The following is a 22,689-nucleotide window of genomic DNA, read 5'->3' on the forward strand; positions in this document are numbered from 1 at the left end:
CTCCGATGAGTGCTCGCTTTTCGGCTCATATGCGGCGGGCGGTCCGGGTCTTAGCGTCCGTCCCATGAGTGACAAGGTCTCCGCCCAAGACGCGGGCCTATTGTTCCGCGTGCTGTTTCTTCTCGTCATCGCCGGTGCCGTCGGATTGTCCGCGACGCTGCGCTTCCCGGAGATACTGCTCGACCCGCGCTCGTTCGCGGCCACGCTGGTCACCGACAACACCATCGGCGTCATCCTGAGCCTTGCCGTATTGCTGGCGTCAGGTGCCGTGCTCGTGGTGCTCTCGCGCCGGATCGGCACCCATCTCATACGCTCGCTCGGCACCGCGGCGGGAGCGTGCTGGGGGACGAGCGCGGTCCTCGGCCTGCTCCTGATCCCGCTGTGGGCGAATGAGGTGGCCGCCGGGGTGCCCGTTCTGTCGTGGATCGCCTTCGCCGCCGGGGCCATCATCGCGCCACTGCTGCTGGCGGGCTGGACGATGGCTGTCGTCAAGCAGGACGGTCGCGGCCGTGTGATCGGCGTGCTCGGTGCGGCCGGCCTGCTGCTGACCGCCGCGCGCTCGGCGTTGTGGGCGCTCAACGCGATGCTGCCGACAGAGCGGGGCTTTCACCTCACCTCGGCGATCCTGACCGTCGCCGCGTTGCTCATGTTCCCGCTCTGGCCGGCCTGGCTCGCCCGCATGGGCACGACCCCAAGGCTCCTCTCCGCGCTGCTCGCGCCGATCCTCCTTGTCGGGTACGCCACGGCCACGATCGGCCTCGCCCCGGCACCGCGTGGTAACGGCGCTCCAGCCGTGCCGAGTGCCATCGGGTCGGCTCTCTACCTGGTGGCGATGGCCGTGCCGGCGCTCCTTCCGCTGCCGACGAATGAGGTGGAGCTGCGCGCCGATCGTCAGCGAGACCTGGACACCCGGCCCGAGCTCCCGGCCGGCGCGACAATGGAGCGGATCGATGCGGGCGGTGTCCCGTCCGAACGGATCTGCGCCGGCCACGCCGGCAGCGAACGGATGATCCTCTATCTCCCCGGCGGCGGGTTCATCGAGATCGCGGGCAACGGGCCTCGTCGATTCGCCGCGGCGATCTCGCGACAGACCGGCGCGTGCGTGTTGCTGGCGCACTACCGCCTGGCGCCCGAACACCCCTATCCAGCGGCCATGCAGGATGGTGTGCGCGCCTACCGTTGGCTCCGCAGCCAGGGCATCGCGGCGTCACGCCTGGCGATCGTGGGTGACTCCGCGGGCGGCAACCTCGCCTTGACGAGCGCGCTCTCCCTCCGCCAGAGCGGTGACACGCTGCCGGCCGCGCTCGTGTCGCTCTCTGGGGTGACCGACTTCACGCTGCGGGGCGAGACCTTCCGTACGCTGTCCGATCGCGACCCCATCCTGACGCCCGGTACGCGCAAGCTCACAGTCGACAGCTACACCCGCAACGGCACGATCGACCTGCGCGACCCGCTGCTGTCGCCGCTGTATGCCGACCTCTCCGCACTCCCGCCGACGCTGTTGCTGGCCGGCAGCCAAGAGGTCCTGCTCAGCGACGTGACCCGGCTCGGCGATCGGCTACGCGCAGCGGGTGTGCCCGGGCAGACACAGGTCTGGCCGGGCATGATGCACGCGTGGCCGCTCGTGGCGGACGAGGCGCCGGAAAGCCGGATGGCGATCGCGCAGATCGCCGACTTCCTGTCGTGGAGCTGGGCGACCTTACGATGAGGTCCATGCCGGATCAGTGGCGGCGCTGGTGGTCGGTTGCGGTCTTCTGGGTCGTGATCGTGGTGGCGTTCGCCCTGGCATCGGCCGGTGTGCTGAACCCGGTGCAGCTGATCGGCCCGATGATCGCGGCATACCTGGTCGCCCGGTACGGGCCCAGACGCCATCTGTGGCTGGCCTGGTCACCGGCGGTGCCGTTCGTGATCGGGTGGCTGTCCAACGGCGGGCCCTGGTGGGACGCGGTCCTGGTCGCTGCGCTGTTCGGCGGATGTCTCCTGCTGGGACTGACGGTTTGGACCCGGCGCGCGTATCTGGTGGCGCTGGAGGAGCGTGCTCGCTGGCTCGAGCGGGATCGTGAGCAGCAGGCCCTGCTCAGCGCGGCGGCCGAGCGCGCCAGGATTGCACGCGAGGTGCACGACGTCGTGGCGCACAACCTCGCGGTGATGGTCGCGCTGGCCGACGGGGCGGTCGCGTCCGCCGCCGTTCCCGAGCGTTCGGCCGACCTCATGGCCAAGGTGGCCGTGACCGGCCGGGACGCGTTGTCGGAGGTACGCCGCCTGGTCGGCGCGCTGCGCGATGGCGACGCTGCGGATCTGCGGGTCGACGCGCTGGTCGATCAGGTCCGCGGTGCCGGGCTGCCGGTTACGCTGATCCGCGACGGTCTCGCTCGTACGGTGCTGGACCTGGTGGTGTATCGGATCGTCCAGGAAGCGCTCACCAACACCATGAAACACGCTGGAGCAGGGGCCACGGCCACGGTGCGGTTGCGCTACGGCGAGGCCGGCGTGAACGTCGAGGTCGTCGATGACGGCGGCGACCGGCTCGGCCTGCCAGGGACCGGCGGACATGGATTGGCGGGCATGCGTGAGCGAGTTGCCTCCTATGGTGGCGATTTGGACGCCGGGCCGGTGCCCGGCGGCGGCTGGCGCGTGCACGCGCGACTGCCGCTACCGCCATGACGATCCGCGTGCTCCTGGTCGACGACCAGGCATGGCTGCGGCTGGGGTTCCGGGCGGTGCTGGAGCAGGAGCCCGACCTCGAGGTGGTCGGAGAGGCCGGCGACGGCGAGCAGGCCGTCGCCCAGACAGGAGCGTTGCGGCCGGACGTCGTGCTGATGGACGTGCGCATGCCGGCCATGGACGGGATCGAGGCGACGCGGCGGATCGTCGCGTCCGGCTCACCGGCCCGGGTCCTCATGCTGACCACGTTCGACCTGGACGAGTACGTCTTCGCCGCGCTACGCGCCGGCGCCAGCGGATTCCTGCTCAAGGACGCGCTGCCGGCGGACCTGCTGAGCGGCATTCGCGTGGTCGCGTCCGGCGACGCGGCCGTCGCCCCGGCGGTGACGCGACGGCTGATCTCGGCATTCGCCTCCCACCTACCGGTATCGGGCACACCGACGCCGCTCGACGCCTTGACCGCCCGCGAGCGAGACGTGCTGATGGAACTCGCCCGCGCCCGCTCGAACGCCGAGATCGCCGCGCGCTTGCACATCTCCGAGGCGACCGTGAAAGTCCACGTCGGACGCGTGCTCGGCAAGCTCGGATTGCGTGACCGCGCGCAGGCAGTGGTGTTCGCGTATGAGAACGGCGTGATCCGCGCCGGGGCCGACCAGTTTCCGCCGAACGACCATACGCGAGGCCAACCACCCGCCGGCTCGTAACTATGAGACTGTCTCAGCTCTGTTGACGAGACAGCGCTTCCCAACCACCGCGCCAAGCTTGTACATCTGCGTGTACGTGCCTGTGCACGTCAGCCTGTACGCCGACAGTGGCCGCCGATGCCGCCCAAGCCGTCACGTCCCTCAAACACGCCACCGCCCGACCTGACGGCGTCGACCGTCTCGCACATGTCGTCGCCTCCCAGCAGGTGACTGCTCAGTGGCGACTGGGCAGCGACTCGGCGCAGACCGAACCGCTCGAACTCACCGACGGCACCAAGGCCGTGCGGAAGCAGGTACGGCGCTTCAATCCCGATGGGCACAACCCAGTCGCAGAAGAGGCCGCCACGCTGATCGCCCGCGCGCTCGGCCTGCCCCGCTCCCGCCGTCTACCGCGACGGCGATGTCCTGTACATGGAGTACGTCGCCGACGGCGTCACCCAGGACCAGGCCGGGGCGTGGGGTGGTCAGCTCCCGTCCCACTTCGAATCGCCGACCTGAATGTACGCCGACGAGACCGGCTCGGCGGCATCCTCCACGAGTACTCACATGCCGCTTGATCAGCATGGATGGAATTATCGGCAGGCGCAGCGCCAGATCAAGCCTGCCTGCTTGAGGATCTCCCGCACCGTGGACGGCGCGACCTTGATACCCAGGGTGGTGAGCGCACCGTGGACCCGCCGATGGCCCCAGCCGGGATTTTCCCGAACCAGACGTAGGACGCTCGTGCTCGACTTCCTCGCCTGAGTGCCCGCCATGCCGCGCGAGGACCGGGACGGTATTCGTCAGCCGACGTACGCGGCCGGCCCCAGGGCGTCGCGTAGCTGGCCGCGGGCGGTGATGCCGAGTTTGCGGAACAACCGGTACAGGTGAGTGCTGACCGTGCGGTGCGACAGGTAGAGCTGCTGGCCGATCTCCCGGTTGGTCAGCCCGGCTGCGGCCAGCCTGGCGATGTGCAGTTCCTGCGGGGTGAGCTGGTCGACGCTGCTGGGCGTGCGCAGGTCGCTTGTCTCGCCCGCCGCGCGCAGCTCCTGACGGGCCTTGTTTCCCCAGGCGAGCAGGCCGAGGGCGTCGAAGGCGTCGCGGGCGGTGCGTAGTGGGACACGGGCCTCCTGGATCCTGCGCTGGCGCCGCAACCAGATGCCGTACGCGAGCATCAGACGCGCCCGGCCGATGGGCCAGGACGACAGGTCGGCGTCGAGAGCGTCCTGGTAGAGGCGTTCGGCGTCGGCGTCGTCGGCCAGGACCGCCCGCGCGTAGCGCAGCCCCAGGTGCAGCATCGGGGCCGGGGTGAGCGTACCGACCTGCTCCAGCTCGGCCAGCAGCGGCCTGGCGTCCTCGCGCCGGTCGGGCAGCGCGGCCTCGGCCAGATCGGCGAGCGCCCATAGCCGCTGCATGGGATGGAAGGCCGGATCGCCCCGGTCGAACAGGCGCCGCAGGTGGTCGAAGGCGTCTTCGCGGCGGCCGGCGCACAGCGCGATCACACCCCTCGCGTGCTCGATGAGCGCGATGGCCGAGCTGTTCGCGCGGCTGCCGAGCGCGCGCTCACTCGCGGCGGCCAGTGTCAGGCCGTGTGCCTCCTCTCCGCGTAGACCGGCGATGAGCGCCTGCCCGGCGTATGCGGAGGATTGCCAGCGCGGCTGCGCGGTCTCCCGAGCCAGGCGCTCGCATTCCTCCGCGGTCACCAGCGCGCTCGGCAGGTCACCGCAGAAGACCCAGCACCAGATCAGCGAGCCGAGCGCCTGGGCCAGCAGGCCCAGGCGGCCCTGCGCCCGTAGCTCGTCGATCGCGGCCTCCAGGAAGGGCACCGCGAGGTGCTGGGCGCCGACCGCGCTCGCCGCTACTCCGAGAATCCTGCTCATGGCGGCGTCGAAGGGGGTGCCGCGCAGCGCGGCGACCCGCTCGATGACGACGCCGCCGTTCTCGACCGGGCTGACGGTCGCGAGGATCTCCAGGAGTTCGGGGTCGTCGCCGCTCGCCAGCCGGCGGGCCCGCGTGATGACCTGTTGCCGCAGGTCCCAGCCAGAATCGGTCCACCAGCAACGCAGGGCAGCGGCCCGGATGAAGTTGAGCGCCAGCGTGCGGTCGCCGGCGATTTCCGCGCGCTCGGCGTCGGCGATGAGCCGCAGGATCCGTTCGGGGCCCTCGTTGCGGTTTTCTTCCATCACCTCCTTCAGCCAGGCCAGTCGGGCCCGCTGCCGTTCGCCGAGCAGGCCGGGTTCGGCCAGGGCCAGCAGTTCGGCGATCTGGTCGGCCCGGCCGAGTTCGAAGACCAGCTCTGCCGCGCGCAACAGCCGTTCCAGGCGGCCTTCCTGGTGCCGGCTGACCTCGGCGGCACGGCGCAGGGCGGAGACCGCCACCGTGATCGCGCCGCGTCCCCGTGCTCGCGCGGCCACCTCTTCGAGTTCGGCGGCGACGGATTCGTCCTGGTGGGCGATGGCGGCGGCTCGGTGCCAGGTTCTGCGGTCGGCGTCGGCGGCGTGCACCTGGGCCAGCGCGGTATGGACCGCCTGGCGGTCGTCGGGCCCGGCCTTTCGGTAGATGGCTGACCGCACCAGAGGGTGGTGGAATCGCACAGCGGGCCCGCGCAGTTCGACCAGGCCGGCCTCCACCGCCGGGGTCAGTACCCCGGCGGACGTCTCCGCGCCGGTCAACAGGGTGGCGGCGTGCAGCACGGTGGACAGGTCGCACTGTCGTCGGCCGCGGCGGCCAGCAGCAGCGCGGCGGTCTGTGCCGGCAGGGCGGCCAGGCGGGCGGCGAAGGCACGTTCCAAACGCGTGGTGAGAGGCAGGAACTCCGGGTTGGCCGCCGTGGCGCCGCTGTCCAGTGCGAGGGGCAGCTCGACTGAGCCAGGCCGCGGGGATTTCGGAACGGTTTCGGAGTCTTGACAACGACCGAACCTCGGCCGCATATTTTCACCACTAACTTTATTGCCGAAGAAAGCCTGGTTCTCTTGATGGCAGGCACTGACCGCGGCGACCTGACCAGGACGGCGATCCTCGCCCTCCTGGGCACGCTCGGACCGCTCAGCCGTACCGACATCGCCCGAGAGCTCGATCTCAGCCCAGCCACCGTCACGCAGCTGACCCGCGAGCTGATCGGCGCGGGCATGCTGGAGGAGCTCGACCTCAAGCCCTCGCGCGGCGGCCGGCCCGCCCAGTTGCTCGGCGTCATCGGCGCGGCGGGCCGAGCCCTCGGCGTCAAGGTCACCGCCGACCATCTCGTGCTGGTCGACGTGCGTCTCGACGGAGTGGTGCTCGGATCCTGGGAGCGGCCGTTCGACCCGGCCTCGCCCCACTCACTGGACGAGCTGGCCGCCGCGGTGGAGACGACGCTCGACGCGCTCGGCGACGGCCCGCCGCTGCTCGGCGTCGGCGTCGGAGTGCCCGGCGCCGTCGACGACCAGTCGGTCGGCACCGTCAACGCCCCGACGCTGGGCTGGCAGGGCATGCCGGTCGGCGAGCGGCTGCGGCGCAGGCTCAAACTGCCGGTGCTGGTCGAGAACGACGTCAACGCGCTGGCGGCGGCCGAGCGCCTGTACGGCAGGGGCCGCACGCACCGCGACTTCCTCGTGCTCACCATCGGGCGCGGCGTCGGCGCCGCGATCGTCACCGACGGGCGCGTGTACCGGGGGGCGCGTGGCGGCGCGGGCGAGTTCGGCCACGTGCCGGTGGCCGAGGACGGCCCGCCCTGCGGGTGCGGATCATACGGCTGCCTGGAGGCGTTCGTCGGCGCGGCCGGCCTGCTGTCGGCCGCTGCGGCCAAGGGCATCGCTGCGGCCAAGGGCATCGCCGCGGCCAAGGGCATCGCCGCCGCCAAGGACACCGTCGCCGCCAAGGACAGCGCAGTCTTCGAGGACAGCGCCGTCTCCGAGGACAGCGCCGTCTCCAAGGACAGCGCCGTCTCCAAGTACCTCGGCCCGCCGGCGCCCGCGTCGGTCGACGAGCTGGGCCGGGCCGCCACCGAGGGCTCGCGCGCCGCGCTGGACGTCTTCGCCGAGGCCGGCGCGATCCTGGGCCGGGCCACCGCCGGGCTGATCAACGTGGTCGACCCGGAAGTGGTGGTCGTGCTCGGCGAGGGGATCGCGCACTGGCCGTTCTGGCAGCCGGGCTTCGACCGCGCCGTGCGCGCGCAGCTCATGCCGGGCCGGCGCGACATCTCCATCGAGGTGGAGAGCTGGGACGAGACGAGCTGGGCCCAGGGCGCCGCGGCGCTGGTGCTGGCCACGCCGTTCGACGCCGCCGGAGCCGCCGGCGAGCAGGGCAGACTGGTGCGCGCCCGGCTGATCGGGGCCCAGCCATGAGCCTGACCACGCAGGCGCCGCCACCGGTCAAGCGGCACGCCGCCGCACCGCGCCGGACGGCCGGGCAGCGCTGGCGCTACGCCGGCACGGTCGCGATCTTCCTGCTGCCCAGCCTGGTCCCGCTCACCCTGTTCACGCTCGTCCCGATGATCGGCTCGCTGTGGGTGAGCCTGCACGAGTGGGACCTGCTGCAGCCGATGCGATGGGTGGGCCTGGCCAACTACGCCGAGCTGCTGGGCGACGAGGAGACCCGGGCCGCCTTCGGGCACACGCTGTACTTCATCGCCGGCTACCTGCCGCTGGTGTACGCGGGCGGGCTCGGGCTGGCGATGCTGCTCAACCGGGCGATGAAGGGCCGCAACCTGTTCCGCGCCGTGTACTTCCTGCCGGTGATCACGAGCTGGGTGGTCGTCGCGCTGATGTGGAAGTGGCTGCTCAACCCGGCCAGCGGCATCGTCAACTGGGCGCTGGGCCTGCTGGGGGTGGACGGGCCCGGCTGGTGGACCGACCCTGACTGGGCGATGCCGTCGATCATCCTCGCCTCGGCGTGGAAGGACCTCGGCTTCGTCATGATCATCCTGCTGGCGGGGTTGCAGGCCATCCCGGGCGAGTACCACGAGGCGGCACGCGTCGACGGCGCCTCGGCCTGGCAGCGTTTCCGCGGCATCACGCTGCCGCTGCTGTCGCCCTCGACGTTCTTCGTCGTGGTGATCTCGCTCATCAACGGCTTTCAGGTCTTCGACCAGGTGCACGTCATGACGGGCGGCGGGCCGGGCGGGGCCACCCGGGTGGCGGTGGAGCAGGTCTACCAGATGACCTTCGAGTACGGCCGGGCCGGGGCGGCCTCGGCGCTGTCGTGGCTGCTGTTCGCCGTCGTGCTGGTGGTCACGCTCATCCAGGTCCGCGGCCAGCGCAGGTGGGTGAACTATGGCTAAGGCGCTGAAATACCTGCTGGTGGCGGCGGGCGCGCTGGTGATGCTGTTCCCGTTCGCGTGGGCGGTGATCACGTCGCTGACCCCCGACGGGGCGGTGCTCGCCTCCCCGCCCGACTTCACCCCGGAAGGGGCCGGGCTCGCGGCCTACGCGCGGCTGCTGGAGGCCATGCCGTTCTGGCGCATCCTGGCCAACAGCCTCTGGATCGGTCTCGCCTCCACCGCGCTGCAGCTCATCACGAGCGCGATGGCGGCCTACGCCTTCGCCCGCCTGCCGTTCCCCGGTCGCGGCGCGTTGTTCGCCGTCTACCTGGCCACGCTGATGGTGCCGCTCCAGGTGCTGATCGTGCCGCTGTTCATCGAGATGCGCACCTTCGAGCTGTCCGACACCTACTTCGCCGTGCTGGCGCCGACCGTCGCCTCGGCGTTCGGGGTGTTCCTGCTGCGCCAGGCGATCCAGCAGGTGCCCAGGGAGTTCGACGAGGCCGCGGTCCTCGACGGCGCCGGCCACCTGCGGATCTTCGCCTTCGTGGTGGTGCCGCTGATCCGGCCCGCGCTGGCCACCTTCGCCATCTTCGCCTTCATGGCGAGCTGGAACAGCTACCTGTGGCCGCTGGTGATCCTGCGCTCGCCGGAGTTCTTCACCCTGCCGCTCGGCCTGGCCGAGCTGCACGGCCGCTTCACCACCGAGTGGAACGTCGTCATGGCCGGCTCCGTGGTCAGCGTCGTCCCGATCCTCATCCTCTACCTCTTCGCCCAGAAGCACGTCATCGCCTCCGTCGCCCAGTCCGGGCTCAAGTAAGGACGCCCCCATGAAGAAGACCATCGCGCTCCTGGCGCTCGCCGCGCTGGCCGCAGCCTGCTCCCAGGGCTCGGCCACCAGGGACACCACCGCGTCCGAGGGCGGCAAGGTGACGCTGCGCTACTTCACCTTCTCCGCTGCCCCCGACCACGAGAAGGACCTCGACAAGATCGTTCAGGCCTTCGAGAAGGAGAACCCGACGATCGACGTGGTCGTCGAGACCGCCCCGTACGACCAGTACTTCACCAAGCTGCAGACCAGCATCGCGGGCGGCACCGCGCCCGACACCTTCGAGCTGAACTACGAGAACTTCGTCGTCTACGCCGGCGCCGGCTCGCTGCTCGACCTCGGCACCGTCGCCGGTGACACCGCCCCGGCCGGGTACGCCGAGGGCTCGCTCACCGCCTTCCAGCACGCGGGCAAGCAACTGGCCCTGCCTGCCTCCTTCTCCACCGTGGTGCTGTTCTACAACAAGGACCTGTTCAAGAAGGCCGGCGTCGAGCCGCCCACCGCCGAGTGGACCTGGGCCGACGAGCAGGCCGCCGCCGAGAAGCTGACCGACAAGGGCGCCAAGGTCTACGGCGACTTCCAGCCGGTGCAGTTCTTCGAGTTCTACAAGACGCTCAAGCAGGCCGGCGGCGAGTTCCTGTCGCCCGACGGCAAGAAGTCGGCCTTCAACAGCCCCCAAGGCGTCAAGGCCGCCACCTGGCTGGTGTCCAAGGTGGGCAAGACCATGCCGACCGAGGCGGAGATCGGCGGCACCGCCGACTACGACACCAACCTGTTCAAGTCGGGCAAGCTCGCCATGTGGCACAACGGCATCTGGCAGTTCGCCGGCCTGAAGGACGTGCCGTTCGAGTGGGACGTGGTCGTCGAGCCCGGCGACGTGACCAAGGCCAGCGCGGTCTTCCACAACGCGGTCGCCGCCTCGGCCGGCACCAAGCACGGCAAGGAGGCCTACGCCTGGGCCAAGTTCCTGTCGTCGTCGAACGTCGCCGCCACCACCCGCATCGAGTCGTCGTGGGAACTGCCGCCGGTCTCCGACCAGGCCATGCTCGCCGGCTACCTCAAGGACCCCGAGCCGGCCAACCGGCAGGCGGTCTTCGACTCGCTCAAGTCGATCGCGCTGCCGCCGGTGATCAAGCGTCAGCAGGAGATGCAGGACGCGGTGACCCAGGAGCTCAGCGAGGCCGCGGCCGGGCGGAAGTCCGTCGCGGACGCGCTCAAGGCCGCCGCCGCCAAGGTCGACGGGCTGCTCGGCTGAGACGCGGCCAACAGGAGATCGCCATCAACCAGGAGAACTGACCCAGTGATCGTAGGAAGCGACCTGGCGCGGGCGCAGCTCGTCGCGCGCAGCATCGATGTGATCAACACGCATCAGTCGCCGTCGGGGGCCTACCCGGCCAGTCCCACCTTCTCCGCCTACCGCGGCTACGCCTGGCTGCGCGACGGCGCCTTCATCGCCGAGGGCATGAGCCGGGCCGGGCAGGTCGACAGCGCGAGCGCCTTCCACGCCTGGTGCGCCCGGGTGATCGGCGCCCGCCACGACCAGGTGGCAGGCCTGATCGGGCGCGCCCGCGCCGGGCTGCCGGTCTCGGCGGCCGAGATGCTGCCCACCCGGTTCACCCTGGACGGCGGCGACGGCGCCGACGAGTGGTGGGACCACCAGCTCGACGGCTACGGCACGTGGCTGTGGGCGCTGGCCGAGCACACCGCCAGGCACGGTGTGCGCGTCCCTGGCGCGGACGAGGCGGTCCGGGTCGCCGCCCGCTACCTGACGTGGTTCTGGAACCAGCCCTGCTACGACTGGTGGGAGGAGCACGTCGACCAGCGGCACGTCTCGACGCTCGGGGCGGTGCACGCGGGGCTGCGCGCCGCGGCGGCCGGCGGCCTGCTCGCCGGCGCGGAGGCCGCCGCCGCCGCGCAGGTGGTGGCCGACATCGCCGGGCTGGTGGCCGAGCAGGGCGTCGCCCCCGCGGGCCACCTGCGCAAGTGGCTGCCGTCGGCGCAGGGCACGGTGGCGCTCGTCGACCCGGGCCAGGCCGTGGCGCCGCTGCACGACCTGGACGCCCACGGGCTCGGCGGCGACGCCGTCGACGCCTCGCTGCCGGCGTGCGTGGCGCCGTTCGGGCTCTACCCCGTCGGCCACCCGGTGGCGGTGCGGACGGTGGCCGAGGTGGAGCGGCAGCTCGCGCGTGACGGCGGCGTGCACCGCTTCCTGGCCGACACCTTCTACGGTGGCGGCCGCTGGGTGCTGCTGGCCGGCTTTCTCGGACTCAACCACGCCGCCGCGGGACGCCGCGCCGAGGCGCTGCGCTATCTGGACTGGATGGCCGCCCAGGCCGACGAGTCGGGCCAGTTGCCTGAGCAGGTCTCCGACGTGCTGCTGGCGCCGCCCCGGTTGCAGGAGTGGCTGCGGCGGTGGGGGCCGGTCGCGCGGCCTCTGCTGTGGTCGCACGGAATGTACCTGATGCTCGCCGACGCGCTGGAGGTCCGCGCATGATCACCCACCGACCGTACGGCTCGGGCCACCCGTACGCCGACACCCAGGACCAGCGCCTGCCGGTCACCCCGCTGGACGGGCAGCCGGTGGAGCTGCGGGTGCGCGCCGCCGGGTCGGTGCGCGCGGTCACCTGCCAGTGGCGCGTCGACGGGCGCGACGCGGCCGAGCTCACCCTGGCCAGGGCCGGTTCCGGCGCGGAGGCGGCCGAGCCGGGCCAGGTCGACGGCGGGCACCTGGCCGCCGCGCAGGCCCGTGCCGCCCGCGCCGCCTCCGGCTCCTGGAGCGTCACCACCCCGCCGCTGCACACCGGCCACCGCTACAGCTACCGCTTCGTCGCCACCAACGACGCGGGCGCCCGCCGTACCAGCCGCTGGTTCGACGTCACCGCGGCGAACTGGCACGACCACGGCGGCAAGCTGACCACGCGGGGCGCCGACCGGATCGTCGCGGACAGCGTGCGCTGGCTCGCCGACGGCGACGGCGTGCTGCGCGGCCGGTTCGCGATGGAGCTCGCGCCCGGCGCGCACGTGGTCGGCTTCGGTGAGCGGTTCGACAGCGTCGACCAGCGCGGCAGGTCGCTGGACGCGGTGGTGTTCGAGCAGTACAAGTCGCAGGGCGCGCACGGCCGCACCTACCTGCCGATGCCGTTCGCGATCGTCGTCGACGGCGGGCGAAGCTGGGGCTTCCACGTGGCGACCTCCCGCAGGACCTGGTACGACGTCGGCGACACGCTCACCGTCGAGGCCGAGGCCGAGGGCGACGAGGTGAACGTCACCTTCTACGAGGGCAGCCCCGCGCAGATACTCGACGCCTTCCTCGACGACGTCGGCCGGCCGGCCGAGCTGCCCGGCTGGGTGTTCCGGCTGTGGGCCAGCGGCAACGAGTGGAACACCCAGGCGCGCGTCATGGCCGAGATGGACGCACACCGTGAGCACGACATCCCGGTCGGCGCGCTGGTCATCGAGGCCTGGAGCGACGAGAGCACCTTCACCGCCTTCCGCGGCGCCCAGTACGAGCCGGGGGAGGAGCCGCACACGCTGGCCCACTACACCTTCCCCGCCGACGGGCCCTGGCCCGACCCCAAGGGCATGGTGGACGAGCTGCACGAACGCGACATCAAGGTGCTGCTGTGGCAGATCCCCCTGCAGAAGATGCGCCCGCACCCCACCCACCAGGCGGCCGTCGACGCCCGGCAACTCCTCGAGCGCGGCTACGGCGTGCGCGAGGCCGACGGCCGGCCCTACCGCAACCGGGGCTGGTGGTTCCCGCTGGCGCTCATGCCCGACCTGTCCTCGCCCGAGGTCCGCGACTGGTGGACGGCCAAGCGGCGCTACCTGGTCGAGGAGGTGGGCATCGACGGGTTCAAGACCGACGGCGGCGAGCACGCCTGGGGCCACGACCTGCGTTACGCCGACGGGCGCGACGGCGCGGCCGGGAACGGGCTGTTCCCCGTGCACTACGCCCGCGCGTTCGGCGACCTGCTGCGCGCCTGCGGCAAGGCGCCGGTGACGTTCAGCCGGGCGGGGTTCGCCGGGTCGCAACCGCACGGCGCCTTCTGGGCCGGGGACGAGGACTCCACGTGGGAGGCGTTCCGCTCCTCGATCCGGGCCGGGATCACCGCCTCGGCCTGCGGGATCGTCTACTGGGGCTGGGACCTGGCCGGCTTCTCGGGACCGGTGCCCGACGCGGAGCTGTACCTGCGGGCGGCCGGCACGAGCGCGTTCATGCCGATCATGCAGTACCACTCGGAGTTCAACCACCACCGCACGCCGCCGCGTGACCGCACGCCGTGGAACATCGCCGAGCAGACCGGCGACGAACGGGTCATCCCGCTCTTCCGATCCTTCGCCGAGCTTCGTGAGCGGCTGGTGCCGTACCTGACGGGCGAGGCGGCAAAGGCCGTGCGCGGCGGCGCGCCGCTGATGCGTGGCCTGTTCTTCGACCACCCCGGCGACGAGGCCATCTGGGCCCACCCGCTGCAGTACAAGCTCGGCGACGCGCTGCTCGTCGTGCCCGTCACCGAGCCGGGCGCCGACCAGGTCGAGGCCTACCTGCCCGAGGGCGAGTGGGTCGACGTCTGGACCGGCCGCCCCCACCGCGGCGGGCGCGTCCTCGCGCTCGCCGCGCCCCTCGACCGGCCGCCGGTGCTCTGCCTCGCCGAGCGCTGGCCCGACCTGGCAGCCGTCTTCTCCACCTGAACAGGAGAACCCCGCACGTGAAACGGTTACGGTCCGGCGCCGCCGTCGCGATCATCGTCCTGCTCGTCTCCCTCGTCCACGCCCCGGCGTACGCGCTGGACGGCGTCCACCACAACCCCACCGGCATCGACGAGCTCTACTCCACCGAGCCGACCGAGCGCTCACCGCGCGACCCGATGGCCGGCGAACCCGTCCAGATCAAGGCCACCACCTGGCCGATCCAGCCGGGCCAGACGGTGTGGGTGACGTGGACCAGGAACGGGGTGAACCAGACCCCGATCGGCGCCGCGTTCGACCACAACAGCGGCAACAACACCTACTGGAAACTCACCCTGGGCGCCTTCGCCCGCGGCGACAAGATCTCCTACACGGTGCACGCCGACGTCAACGGCGCCGGGCAGCGCAGCACCGGCCCATTCTCGTTCACCGTCACGTCGTGGAGCACCGTCACCAACGTGACCGGCCACACCGACAACGGCACCTCGGTGGACGTCACCACCGGCGACAGCGCGGGCAGCTTCACGCCGAAGATCCGCTTCGCCTTCCCCGCGCCCGACCGCTTCCACACCCAGATCGCCCCCAGCGGCAGCGGCCTGAACATCTCCGGCGTGAGCGGCTACACGGTGACCAACTCGGCCTCCACCTTGACCATCTCCACCGGCTCGCTGGTGCTGAAGATCCAGAAGACGCCGTACCGGCTGTCGGTCTACAAGGGCGACGGCACCACGCTCATCACCCGCCAGTACGACCCGGCGACCTTCCGCAACATCGGCTGGGCCAGCGACGGCGCCACCACGATCACCAAGATCGAGGACCACTTCCTGTCGCCCGCGGGCGAGCGCTTCGAGGGCTTCGGCGAGCGCTATGACCGGCTCGACCAGCGCGGCACCGACGTGCACAACTACGTCTACAACCAGTACCGCGACCAGGGCGCCACCCGCCGCACCTACCTGAGCGTGCCGTTCTTCCTGAACTCGGCCGGGTACGGCGTCTACCTCCCCAGCACCCGCTACGCGATCTTCAACCTCAACACCCACCTCAGCGACCTGGCCGGATTCACCGTCGACACCGGGGGCGCGCTCAGCTCCACCCTCGACTACCACTTCTTCGCCGGCTCCCCGGCCGAGATCGTCGACGACTACACCGCCGTCAGCGGCCGCCCCCAGCTGCCGCCCAAGTGGGCCTTCGGCGTGTGGATGTCGGCCAACGAGTGGAACACCCAGGCCGAGGTCACCGCCGAGCTCAGCAACGTCACCACGCACAACATCCCGCACACCGCGCTGGTGCTGGAGCAGTGGAGCGACGAGGCCACCTTCTACGTCTGGCACGGCGCCACCTACACCCCGAAACCGGGCAGCGGCAAGCTCGCCTACTCCGATCTGACCTTCCCCCCGGGCACGGCCTGGCAGAACCCCCAGGCGATGATCACCAACGCGCACAACCAGGGCATCAAGGTCGTCCTCTGGCAGATCCCGGTGCTGAAGGAGAACTTCGACACCAACCCCTCCACCCCGCCGCAGCAGCACCTCAACGACAAGGCCTACGCCCAGGCGCAGAACCACGTGGTGCCGAACTACCGGATCCCGGCCGGGCAGTGGTTCGGCGACTCGCTGGTGCCCGACTTCACCAGCGCCGCCGCCACCGACTGGTGGATGAGCAAGCGTGACCACCTCTTCGACATCGGCGTCGACGGCTTCAAGACCGACGGCAGCGAGGCCGTCTTCGGCCGCAACGTCACCTTCGCCGACGGACGCAAGGGCGACGAGATGCACAACGCCTACCCCAACAGCTACACCAGCGCCTACAACACCTACGTCAAGAGCAAGAACGCGCAGAACACGATCTTCAGCCGGGCGGGCACGTCCGGTGCGCAGAAATACTCCATCTTCTGGGCCGGCGACCAGAACTCCAGCTTCTCCGCCTTCCAGGAGGCCGTGCGCGCCCAGCTCAGCGCCGGGCAGTCCGGCGTGCCGTACACCGCCTGGGACCTGGCCGGGTTCACCGGCGCCTTCCCCAGCGCCGAGCTCTACCTGCGCTCGGCCGCGCAGGCCACCTTCTCGCCGATCATGCAGTACCACTCGGAGAAGGCCAACCCGTCCGTCTCCGAGGCGCGCACGCCCTGGAACGTGCAGGCCCGCAGCGGCGACACCAGCGTGGTGCCGACCTTCCGCAAGTTCGCCAACGTGCGCATGAACCTCATCCCCTACCTCTACACCGAGGCCAAGGCGAGCTCGGCCACCGGCGTGCCGATGATGCGCGCGATGAGCTTCGCCTTCCCCGGCGACGCCGCCGCCGCACCGCACGACCAGCAGTACCTGTTCGGCTCGCAACTGCTGGTCGCCCCCATCACCGCGCAGGGCGCCACGACCAAGAACGTCTACCTGCCCGCGGGGGAGTGGTACGACCTGTGGAACGGCGGGCGCGCCACCGGCCCGGCGACCAAGAGTTACCACTCCGGCCTGGACAGCATCCCCGTCTACGCCAAGCCGGGAGCGATCATCCCGCTCAACCTCAACGCCGACTACCAGCTCGGCGGCGCGATCGGCAACAGCGTCACCAGCTACACCAACCTCGTCTTCCGCATCTACCCGGCCGGCTCGACGTCCTACTCCTACTTCGAGGACTCCGCCGGCGTGAACCGCACCATCGGCTCGGCGGAGAACTGGGCCGCGCACACCGCGACGGTGACCGTACCGGCCCTGACCACGACCAGCACCCTGCAGGTCGCCTCCACCAAGCCGACCGGCGTCACCGGCGCCACCGCCCGCTCCAGCCTGGCCGCGCTCAAATCGGCGACGGAAGGCTGGTGGTGGGACCCGGTCCAGCAGCTCACCCACGTCAAGCTGGCCGCCTCCGCGGCCGGCCGGACCATCACGCTCAACGGCGTCGACAAGGCCGGCTATGAGGCCGAGTTCGCCACCGGCACCGGCACCTCCACCAACACCGACCACCCCGGCTACACCGGCACCGGTTTCGTGGACGGCTTCAGCGCCGCCGGCGACGCGCTCACCTTCCAGGTCAAGGCCGACGCGAGCGGCAGCCACACGCTGAAGGTCCGCTACGCCAACGGCGTCGCCACCACCGCCACGGCCACCGTGCAGGTCGACGGCGTCACCGTCGGCACCCTGTCGATGCCGTCGACCGGCACCTGGGACACCTGGGGCACCGCCACCCTGCCGGCGACCCTGACCTCGGGCGCCCGCTCCGTGAAGATCCTGTACGGCAGCGGCGGCGTCAACCTCGACCACCTGATCGTGGCCCGCCCATGAGACGCGCACTCCTGCTCCTGAGCGCCCTGCTGCTGCCCTTGCTGGTCGCCCTGCCCGCGCAGGCGGCCGTGCAGCGGGTCCAGTTCACCAGCGGATCGACCTACCTCGTCGTGGAGTTCCTCGACGACGACCTGGTGCACTTCGAACTGGCCAACGGCGCCGGCCCAGGCGTCTCGGCGCCGCTGTTCACCACTCCGCAGGTGGCCAAGACCGACTACACCGGGCCGACCAGCTTCAACCAGAGCGGCAACACGCTCACCACGGCCGCGATGAAGGTGGAGGTCACCGCCGGCACGCTGTGCGTGAAGGTCTCCGACCCGACCCGGCTGCTGTACGAGGCCTGCCCGCGCAACCTGGCCGCGGCGTGGAAGGGCCTGACGATCACCAAGGGCTCGATCCAGCACGCCTACGGCCTGGGCGAGCAGTTCTTCCCCGGCGGCAGCGCCGACGGCGACTGGGTGGGGCGCACCCGCAGCCCCGGCGGCACCTACGGCAACGCGATGGTCTACGACCCCGACAACGGGCCCGTCGGCAACGCGCAGATCCCCGTGCTGTTCGCGGTCGGCGGCGCCAACCTCAACTACGGCTTCTTCCTCGACCAGGTCTACAAGCAGGAATGGAACCTCACCGGAGACCCGTGGACCGTCGACACCTGGGGTGACCAGGTGCGCTGGTACACCATGACCGGGCCTGACCTGCCCGACCTGCGCAAGGACTACATGGAGCTGACCGGCCGCCCGCCGGTGCCGCCGAAGAAGGCACTCGGCATGTGGGTGTCGGAGTTCGGCTACGACAACTGGGGCGAGATCGACAACCGGCTGAGCGGGCTGCGCGCGGCGGGGTTCCCCGTCGACGGGTTCGTGCTCGACCTGCAGTGGTTCGGCGGTGTCACCGCGGGCTCGGACAACACCCGGATGGGCACCCTGAGCTGGGACACCGCCAACTTCCCCAACCCGGCGGCCAAGATCTCCGCGCTCGCCTCGGCCGACGGGATCGGCCTGATGACGATCGAGGAGTCCTACATCGGCAAGAACAACCCGGAGCATGCCGACATGGCGTCACGCGGTTACCTGGTGCGCGCCGGGTGCTCGTCGTGCGCCCCGACGTACCTGACCACCAACGACTGGTGGGGGCGCGGCGGCATGATCGACTGGACGCAGGACGCGGCAGGCGACTACTGGCACACCGCCAAGCGCCGGCCGCTGATCGACCAGGGCGTTCTCGGACACTGGCTCGACCTGGGCGAACCCGAGATGTACGACGCGGCCGACTGGACCGCAGGAGTGCTGCCGGGCAAGCACGCCCACGCCGACTACCACAACGTCTACAACCTGAAATGGGCGCAGAGCATCGCGCGCGGCTACGCCACCACCGGCACCAAGCGGCCGTTCATGCTGGCCCGCTCCGGCGCGGGCGGCATGCAGCGGCACGGGGTTGCCATGTGGTCGGCCGACATCGGCTCCAAGCTGACCGCCCTGGCCCAGCAGCAGAACGCGCAGATGCACATGTCGATGTCCGGCATCGACTACTACGGCTCCGACATCGGTGGCTTCCGCCGCGAGATGCTCAACTCCGACCTCAACGAGCTCTACACCCAGTGGTTCGCCAACGGCGCCTGGTTCGAGGTGCCGATCCGGCCGCACACCGAGAACCTGTGCAACTGCGCGCAGACCTCGCCCGACCAGATCGGACACACCGCCAGCAACCTGGCCAACCTGCGGCAACGCTACGAGCTGACGCCGTACTACTACTCACTCGCGCACCGCGCCCACACCAGCGGCGAGCCGGTGGTGCCGCCGCTGGTGTACCACCACCAGAACGACGCGAACGTGCGGGAGATGGGCCACGAGAAGTTCATCGGCAAGGACCTGCTGGTCGGCGTCGTCGCCGGGGCCGGCGAGCGCAAGCGTGACGTCTACCTGCCCGCCGGCACCTGGTACGACTACGCCACCGGGGAGAAGCTCACCAGCACCGGGCAGTGGTTCACCGACCGGCCGCTGTGGGTGAACGGCGTCTTCCGGCTGCCCGCCTTCGCCCGCGCCGGGGCGATCATCCCCAAGATGTTCGTCGACGGCAAGACGATGAACGTCATGGGCAAACGTACCGACGCCGGCACCCGCGGCGAGCTCATCGCCCGCGTGTACGCCGGCGGCTCCAGCAGCTTCACCCTCTACGAGGACGACGGCGCCAGCACCGCCTACCAGGGCGGCGCCGTCCGCACCACGCAGCTCAGCCAGCAGCTCAGCGGCTCCACCGCCACGGTCACCGTCGCCGCGGCCGGCGGCACCTACGCCGGGGCGCCGTCCGCGCGGCAGAACGTCGTCGAGCTGGTGGCCGACACCCAGGCGTCGGCGGTCACGCTGAACGGCAGCCCGCTCACCCAGCGCGCCACCAAGGCGGCCTTCGACGCCGCCGCCAGCGGCTGGTACAACGCGGGCGGCAACCTGATCGTGGCCAAGTCGGCGTCGGTGGCGGTCACCACGGCCAAGACCTTCGCCTTCACCCTCGGGCAGGCGCCGGTCTCGGCCACCTTCTCCTGCGCCAACGGCACCACCACCAGCGGCCAGTCGGTGTACGCCGTGGGCAACGTGCCCCAGCTCGGCAACTGGTCGGTGGCCGGCGCGGTGAAGCTGTCACCGACGGCCTACCCGACGTGGACGGGCACGGTGTCCAAGCTGCCGCCGAACACCACGGTCGAGTGGAAGTGCGTCAAGCGCCAGGAGGCCGACTTCCCCGACACGGCTGACGCGTGGGAGCCGGGCGGCAACAACACGATCACCACGCCGGCGACGGGATCGGCAGGCACCACCACGGGCGCCTTCTGACCGTTCCACGGGTGCCCCGCCGCCACCGGTGGCGGGGCACCCGGCTCAGGCACGGGGCCGGTGTGGTTCCTCGGTGCGCCCGGTCATGCAGGCAAACCCCTTGGCGCGGACATCCGCCAGTACAGCCGGCGCGCCGGCATGGAGGTCACGGTCACCGCCGCAGCCCGCCATGCGTGTTAGATCACCATCGGTGTCCATCAGGGCAAATGCGAAGATCAGAGGACGAGTCGGCCCGAGGAAAGCTGGATGCCGGTGCCGGAGGAGGCGAAGATGCCGTTCCAGGACGGGCCCTTGATGTCCCTGGTGATCCGCCGCGCGGTCCAGGTCTTCCACCGTCGTCGGAGTAGTTGTAGCCGGTGTGCAGGATCGTCCTGCTGTCCGGGTCGTTGCCCTTTCCGGAGTTGAAGAAGCCGATGCCCGGCGGGCCGTAGGCGTAGAACACGAAGAGGCGGCCGGTCCGGCGGTCCACGATCAGGCTGGGTCGCCCGCGCCGGCGCCGCCCTGGTGATCGGCGACGAGGACGGGGTCGGTCCAGGTGCATCCGCTGTCGCGGCTGGTACGCACCAGCACGTCGAGGTCGCCTGGCAGGTCGCCGGAGCTGTTGTTGCGCCGGTCGTACGCCGCGACGACCATGCCGTCGGGGGTCACCTCGAGCGCGGGGATCCGGTAGGTGCGGGCGCCGACGCTGGAGGTCGCCAGGTCGATCGACTCGAACAGCGACACTTCAGGCTCGGTGTCCGCTTGGACGGCCGCAGCGGGTGTTGAGCGCGGAGATGGAGTCAGTGAGCCATGCGGAACAGATGTCAGTGGAAGGGCGAGACCGCGCCGGGATGGGGTACCAGCACCCCTGGTGATAGACCTTGCTGGAGATTCGCGCCCAGAGCTCTTCGTTGGCCTGCTGTGCGCGTGCGGTCCTTCTCCTTGCGCTGACACCGTTGCGTCGGTGTACGCCAGCAGCATGGTCCCTGCCCGCCAGGATGGACGAATCCTCGAACCCGAACGTCCGCGGCGACTGGGTACCGGTTGCGGGAAGAGTGCGATCGGATCGAAGTGCGTGGTCGTCGCTTGGGACGTAATGTCGTCGCGCCTTCGCTTATGCCGATCCGGCCACCGGTTACGGGTCCTTCCGTGACCCGACCAGCCAAGAGCTTCACCGAGCATCTGTCCAGGGACCGGCTACGGCGATCCCCAACTCCAGACCCGCAGTGTCTTGTCCTCGCTGCCGGACACGGCGATGGTCTCGCCGTCCAGGGTGCCGACCGCCACCGCCGAGACCGGGCGGGTGTGGCCGGTGAGGGGCTTGCCGAACTGTTTCCCGGTGGCCAGGTCCCACACCCGCAGCGTCCCGTCCCAGCTGCCGGACACGGCGATGGTCTCGCCGTCCAGGGTGCCGACCGCCACCTCCAAGACCGGGCCGGTGTGGCCGGTGAGGGGCTTGCCGAGCTGTTTCCCGGTGGCCAGGTCCCACACCCGCAGCGTCTCGTCATTGCTGCCGGATACGGCGATGGTCTTGCCGTCCAGGGTGCCGACCGCCACCGCCGAGACGATGCTGGTGTGGCCGGTGAGGGGGTTGCCGAGCTGTTTTCCGGTGGCCAGGTCCCACACTCGCAGCGTCTTGTCCCTGCTGCCGGATACGGCGATGGTCTCGCCGTCCAGGGTGCCGACCGCCACCGCCGAGACGATGCTGGTGTGGCCGGTGAGGGGGTTGCCGAGCTGTTTCCCGGTGGCCAGGTCCCACACCCGCAGCTTCCCGTCCCAGCTGCCGGATACGGCGATGGTCTTGCCGTCCAGGGTGCCGACCGCCACCTCCAAGACGTGGCCGGTGTGGCCGGTGAGGGGCGTGCCGAGCTGTTTTCCGGTGGCCAGGTCCCACACCCGCAGCGTCCCCTCCCAGCTACTGGACACGGCGATGGTCTTGCCGTCCAGGGTGCCGACCGCCACCTCCAAGACGGTCCTGGTGTGGCCGGTGAGGGGCTTGCCGAGCTGTTTCCCGGTGGCCAGGTCCCACACCCGCAGCGTCTTGTCCCAGCTGCCGGACACGGCGATGGTCTTGCCGTCCAGGGTGCCGACCGCCACCGCCGAGACGGTGTCGGTGTGGCCGGTGAGAGGCTTGCCGAGCTGTTTCCCGGTGGCGAATGGGCGCGTGCTGCGGCTCACGCTCGGAGAGGGCTGCGTGGTTCGCGGGTGATTTCCGGTCGGTGGGTCGGGCAGCATGCGGGGGATGATCGTAGCGGCTGCTGCCGCGGCCGCGGTGGTGGACAGGGCGATCAGGACAGCGCGTCGGCTGAGGTGGAATCTGGTCGGGGCCGGCGCGGATCCGGCCGGCGGCTCGAGGGTGCCCATCCGGGCCGACGAGGCGGGAGGACGGGAGGCTTCGGCCGGCGTGGCAGGCGGTAGCGGCCGCGGATCGCTAGCCGGTTGATCGGTGTGGTCACGCTGCTTTCGCGGTGCGTGCCGGGCGTCGCGGTCGTGGGGGGTGGGCGGTGCGGCGG

14 protein-coding genes are annotated in these 22,689 nt (G+C 70.8%); 11 read left to right on the plus strand and 3 right to left on the minus strand.

What is annotated here, in order from left to right; all coding sequences use genetic code 11:
- Positions 1 to 64 precede the first annotated feature (64 nt).
- Genes HII36_RS11420 through HII36_RS11430 form a run of 3 tightly spaced genes read left to right on the plus strand, consistent with a single transcriptional unit; the run spans position 65 to position 3,368 of the window.
- Positions 65 to 1,708 (plus strand): alpha/beta hydrolase, encoded by a 1,644-nt coding sequence (locus tag HII36_RS11420; protein WP_173523092.1) that lies wholly within the window; start codon positions 65 to 67, stop codon positions 1,706 to 1,708.
- A complete protein-coding gene (locus HII36_RS11425) occupies positions 1,684 to 2,664 on the plus strand; it encodes a sensor histidine kinase (RefSeq protein ID WP_173523093.1) in 981 nt (326 codons plus the stop codon). The genes HII36_RS11420 and HII36_RS11425 overlap by 25 nt, the downstream gene beginning before the upstream one ends.
- Positions 2,661 to 3,368, plus strand: coding sequence for a response regulator (locus tag HII36_RS11430; RefSeq protein WP_173523094.1), 708 nt, complete (start codon positions 2,661 to 2,663; stop codon positions 3,366 to 3,368). The genes HII36_RS11425 and HII36_RS11430 overlap by 4 nt, the downstream gene beginning before the upstream one ends.
- 782 nt (positions 3,369 to 4,150) lie before the next feature.
- On the opposite strand, the gene HII36_RS11435 is transcribed toward HII36_RS11430, so the two are convergent.
- On the minus strand, positions 4,151 to 6,040 hold the full coding sequence (locus tag HII36_RS11435) for a helix-turn-helix transcriptional regulator (RefSeq protein ID WP_173523095.1): 1,890 nt from the start codon (positions 6,038 to 6,040) through the stop codon (positions 4,151 to 4,153).
- Positions 6,041 to 6,321: 281 nt separating this feature from the next.
- On the opposite strand from HII36_RS11435, the gene HII36_RS11440 reads away from it, so the two are divergent.
- Genes HII36_RS11440 through HII36_RS11475 form a run of 8 tightly spaced genes read left to right on the plus strand, consistent with a single transcriptional unit; the run spans position 6,322 to position 20,197 of the window.
- Positions 6,322 to 7,668 carry an ROK family transcriptional regulator gene (locus HII36_RS11440; protein WP_173523096.1) on the plus strand — a complete coding sequence of 449 codons (1,347 nt, stop codon included), beginning with the start codon at positions 6,322 to 6,324 and terminating at the stop codon, positions 7,666 to 7,668.
- Positions 7,665 to 8,603, plus strand: coding sequence for a carbohydrate ABC transporter permease (locus HII36_RS11445; RefSeq protein WP_173523097.1), 939 nt, complete (start codon positions 7,665 to 7,667; stop codon positions 8,601 to 8,603). Before HII36_RS11440 ends, HII36_RS11445 begins: the two co-directional genes overlap by 4 nt.
- Positions 8,596 to 9,402, plus strand: a complete 807-nt coding sequence (locus tag HII36_RS11450; protein WP_173523098.1) for a carbohydrate ABC transporter permease — start codon at positions 8,596 to 8,598, stop codon at positions 9,400 to 9,402. The genes HII36_RS11445 and HII36_RS11450 overlap by 8 nt, the downstream gene beginning before the upstream one ends.
- A 10-nt stretch (positions 9,403 to 9,412) precedes the next feature.
- A complete protein-coding gene (locus tag HII36_RS11455) occupies positions 9,413 to 10,666 on the plus strand; it encodes an ABC transporter substrate-binding protein (protein WP_173523099.1) in 1,254 nt (417 codons plus the stop codon).
- Between the two features lie 45 nt (positions 10,667 to 10,711).
- On the plus strand, positions 10,712 to 11,905 hold the full coding sequence (locus HII36_RS11460; protein WP_173523100.1) for a glycoside hydrolase family 15 protein: 1,194 nt from the start codon (positions 10,712 to 10,714) through the stop codon (positions 11,903 to 11,905).
- Entirely contained in the window at positions 11,902 to 14,103 is a 2,202-nt protein-coding gene (locus HII36_RS11465) for a glycoside hydrolase family 31 protein (protein ID WP_173523101.1), read from the plus strand. The genes HII36_RS11460 and HII36_RS11465 overlap by 4 nt, the downstream gene beginning before the upstream one ends.
- Positions 14,104 to 14,120: 17 nt before the next feature.
- Complete coding sequence (locus HII36_RS11470; protein WP_217369399.1) at positions 14,121 to 17,372, plus strand: TIM-barrel domain-containing protein; 3,252 nt, start codon at positions 14,121 to 14,123, stop codon at positions 17,370 to 17,372.
- Complete coding sequence (locus HII36_RS11475; protein WP_173523102.1) at positions 17,369 to 20,197, plus strand: TIM-barrel domain-containing protein; 2,829 nt, start codon at positions 17,369 to 17,371, stop codon at positions 20,195 to 20,197. The genes HII36_RS11470 and HII36_RS11475 overlap by 4 nt, the downstream gene beginning before the upstream one ends.
- Before the next feature lie 471 nt (positions 20,198 to 20,668).
- Here the strand turns inward: HII36_RS11475 and HII36_RS55630 are convergent, their stop codons facing one another.
- Positions 20,669 to 20,920 carry a sialidase family protein gene (locus HII36_RS55630; protein WP_217369400.1) on the minus strand — a complete coding sequence of 84 codons (252 nt, stop codon included), beginning with the start codon at positions 20,918 to 20,920 and terminating at the stop codon, positions 20,669 to 20,671.
- Positions 20,921 to 21,373: 453 nt separating this feature from the next.
- On the minus strand, positions 21,374 to 22,354 hold the full coding sequence (locus tag HII36_RS11485) for a WD40 repeat domain-containing protein (protein WP_217369401.1): 981 nt from the start codon (positions 22,352 to 22,354) through the stop codon (positions 21,374 to 21,376).
- Positions 22,355 to 22,689 lie beyond the last annotated feature (335 nt).

It is taken from the genome of Nonomuraea antri (assembly GCF_013283785.1).
Taxonomy (GTDB): Bacteria; Actinomycetota; Actinomycetes; order Streptosporangiales; family Streptosporangiaceae; genus Nonomuraea; species Nonomuraea antri.

Bases quoted from the DNA above. Each gene is read 5' to 3' on its own strand.
- HII36_RS11420 (WP_173523092.1), top strand. From the start codon at position 65: ATGAGTGACAAGGTCTCCGCCCAAGACGCGGGCCTATTGTTCCGCGTG.
- HII36_RS11430 (WP_173523094.1), top strand. From the start codon at position 2,661: ATGACGATCCGCGTGCTCCTGGTCGACGACCAGGCATGGCTGCGGCTG.
- HII36_RS11440 (WP_173523096.1), top strand. From the start codon at position 6,322: ATGGCAGGCACTGACCGCGGCGACCTGACCAGGACGGCGATCCTCGCC.
- HII36_RS11445 (WP_173523097.1), top strand. From the start codon at position 7,665: ATGAGCCTGACCACGCAGGCGCCGCCACCGGTCAAGCGGCACGCCGCC.
- HII36_RS11450 (WP_173523098.1), top strand. From the start codon at position 8,596: ATGGCTAAGGCGCTGAAATACCTGCTGGTGGCGGCGGGCGCGCTGGTG.
- HII36_RS11455 (WP_173523099.1), top strand. From the start codon at position 9,413: ATGAAGAAGACCATCGCGCTCCTGGCGCTCGCCGCGCTGGCCGCAGCC.
- HII36_RS11465 (WP_173523101.1), top strand. From the start codon at position 11,902: ATGATCACCCACCGACCGTACGGCTCGGGCCACCCGTACGCCGACACC.
- HII36_RS11475 (WP_173523102.1), top strand. From the start codon at position 17,369: ATGAGACGCGCACTCCTGCTCCTGAGCGCCCTGCTGCTGCCCTTGCTG.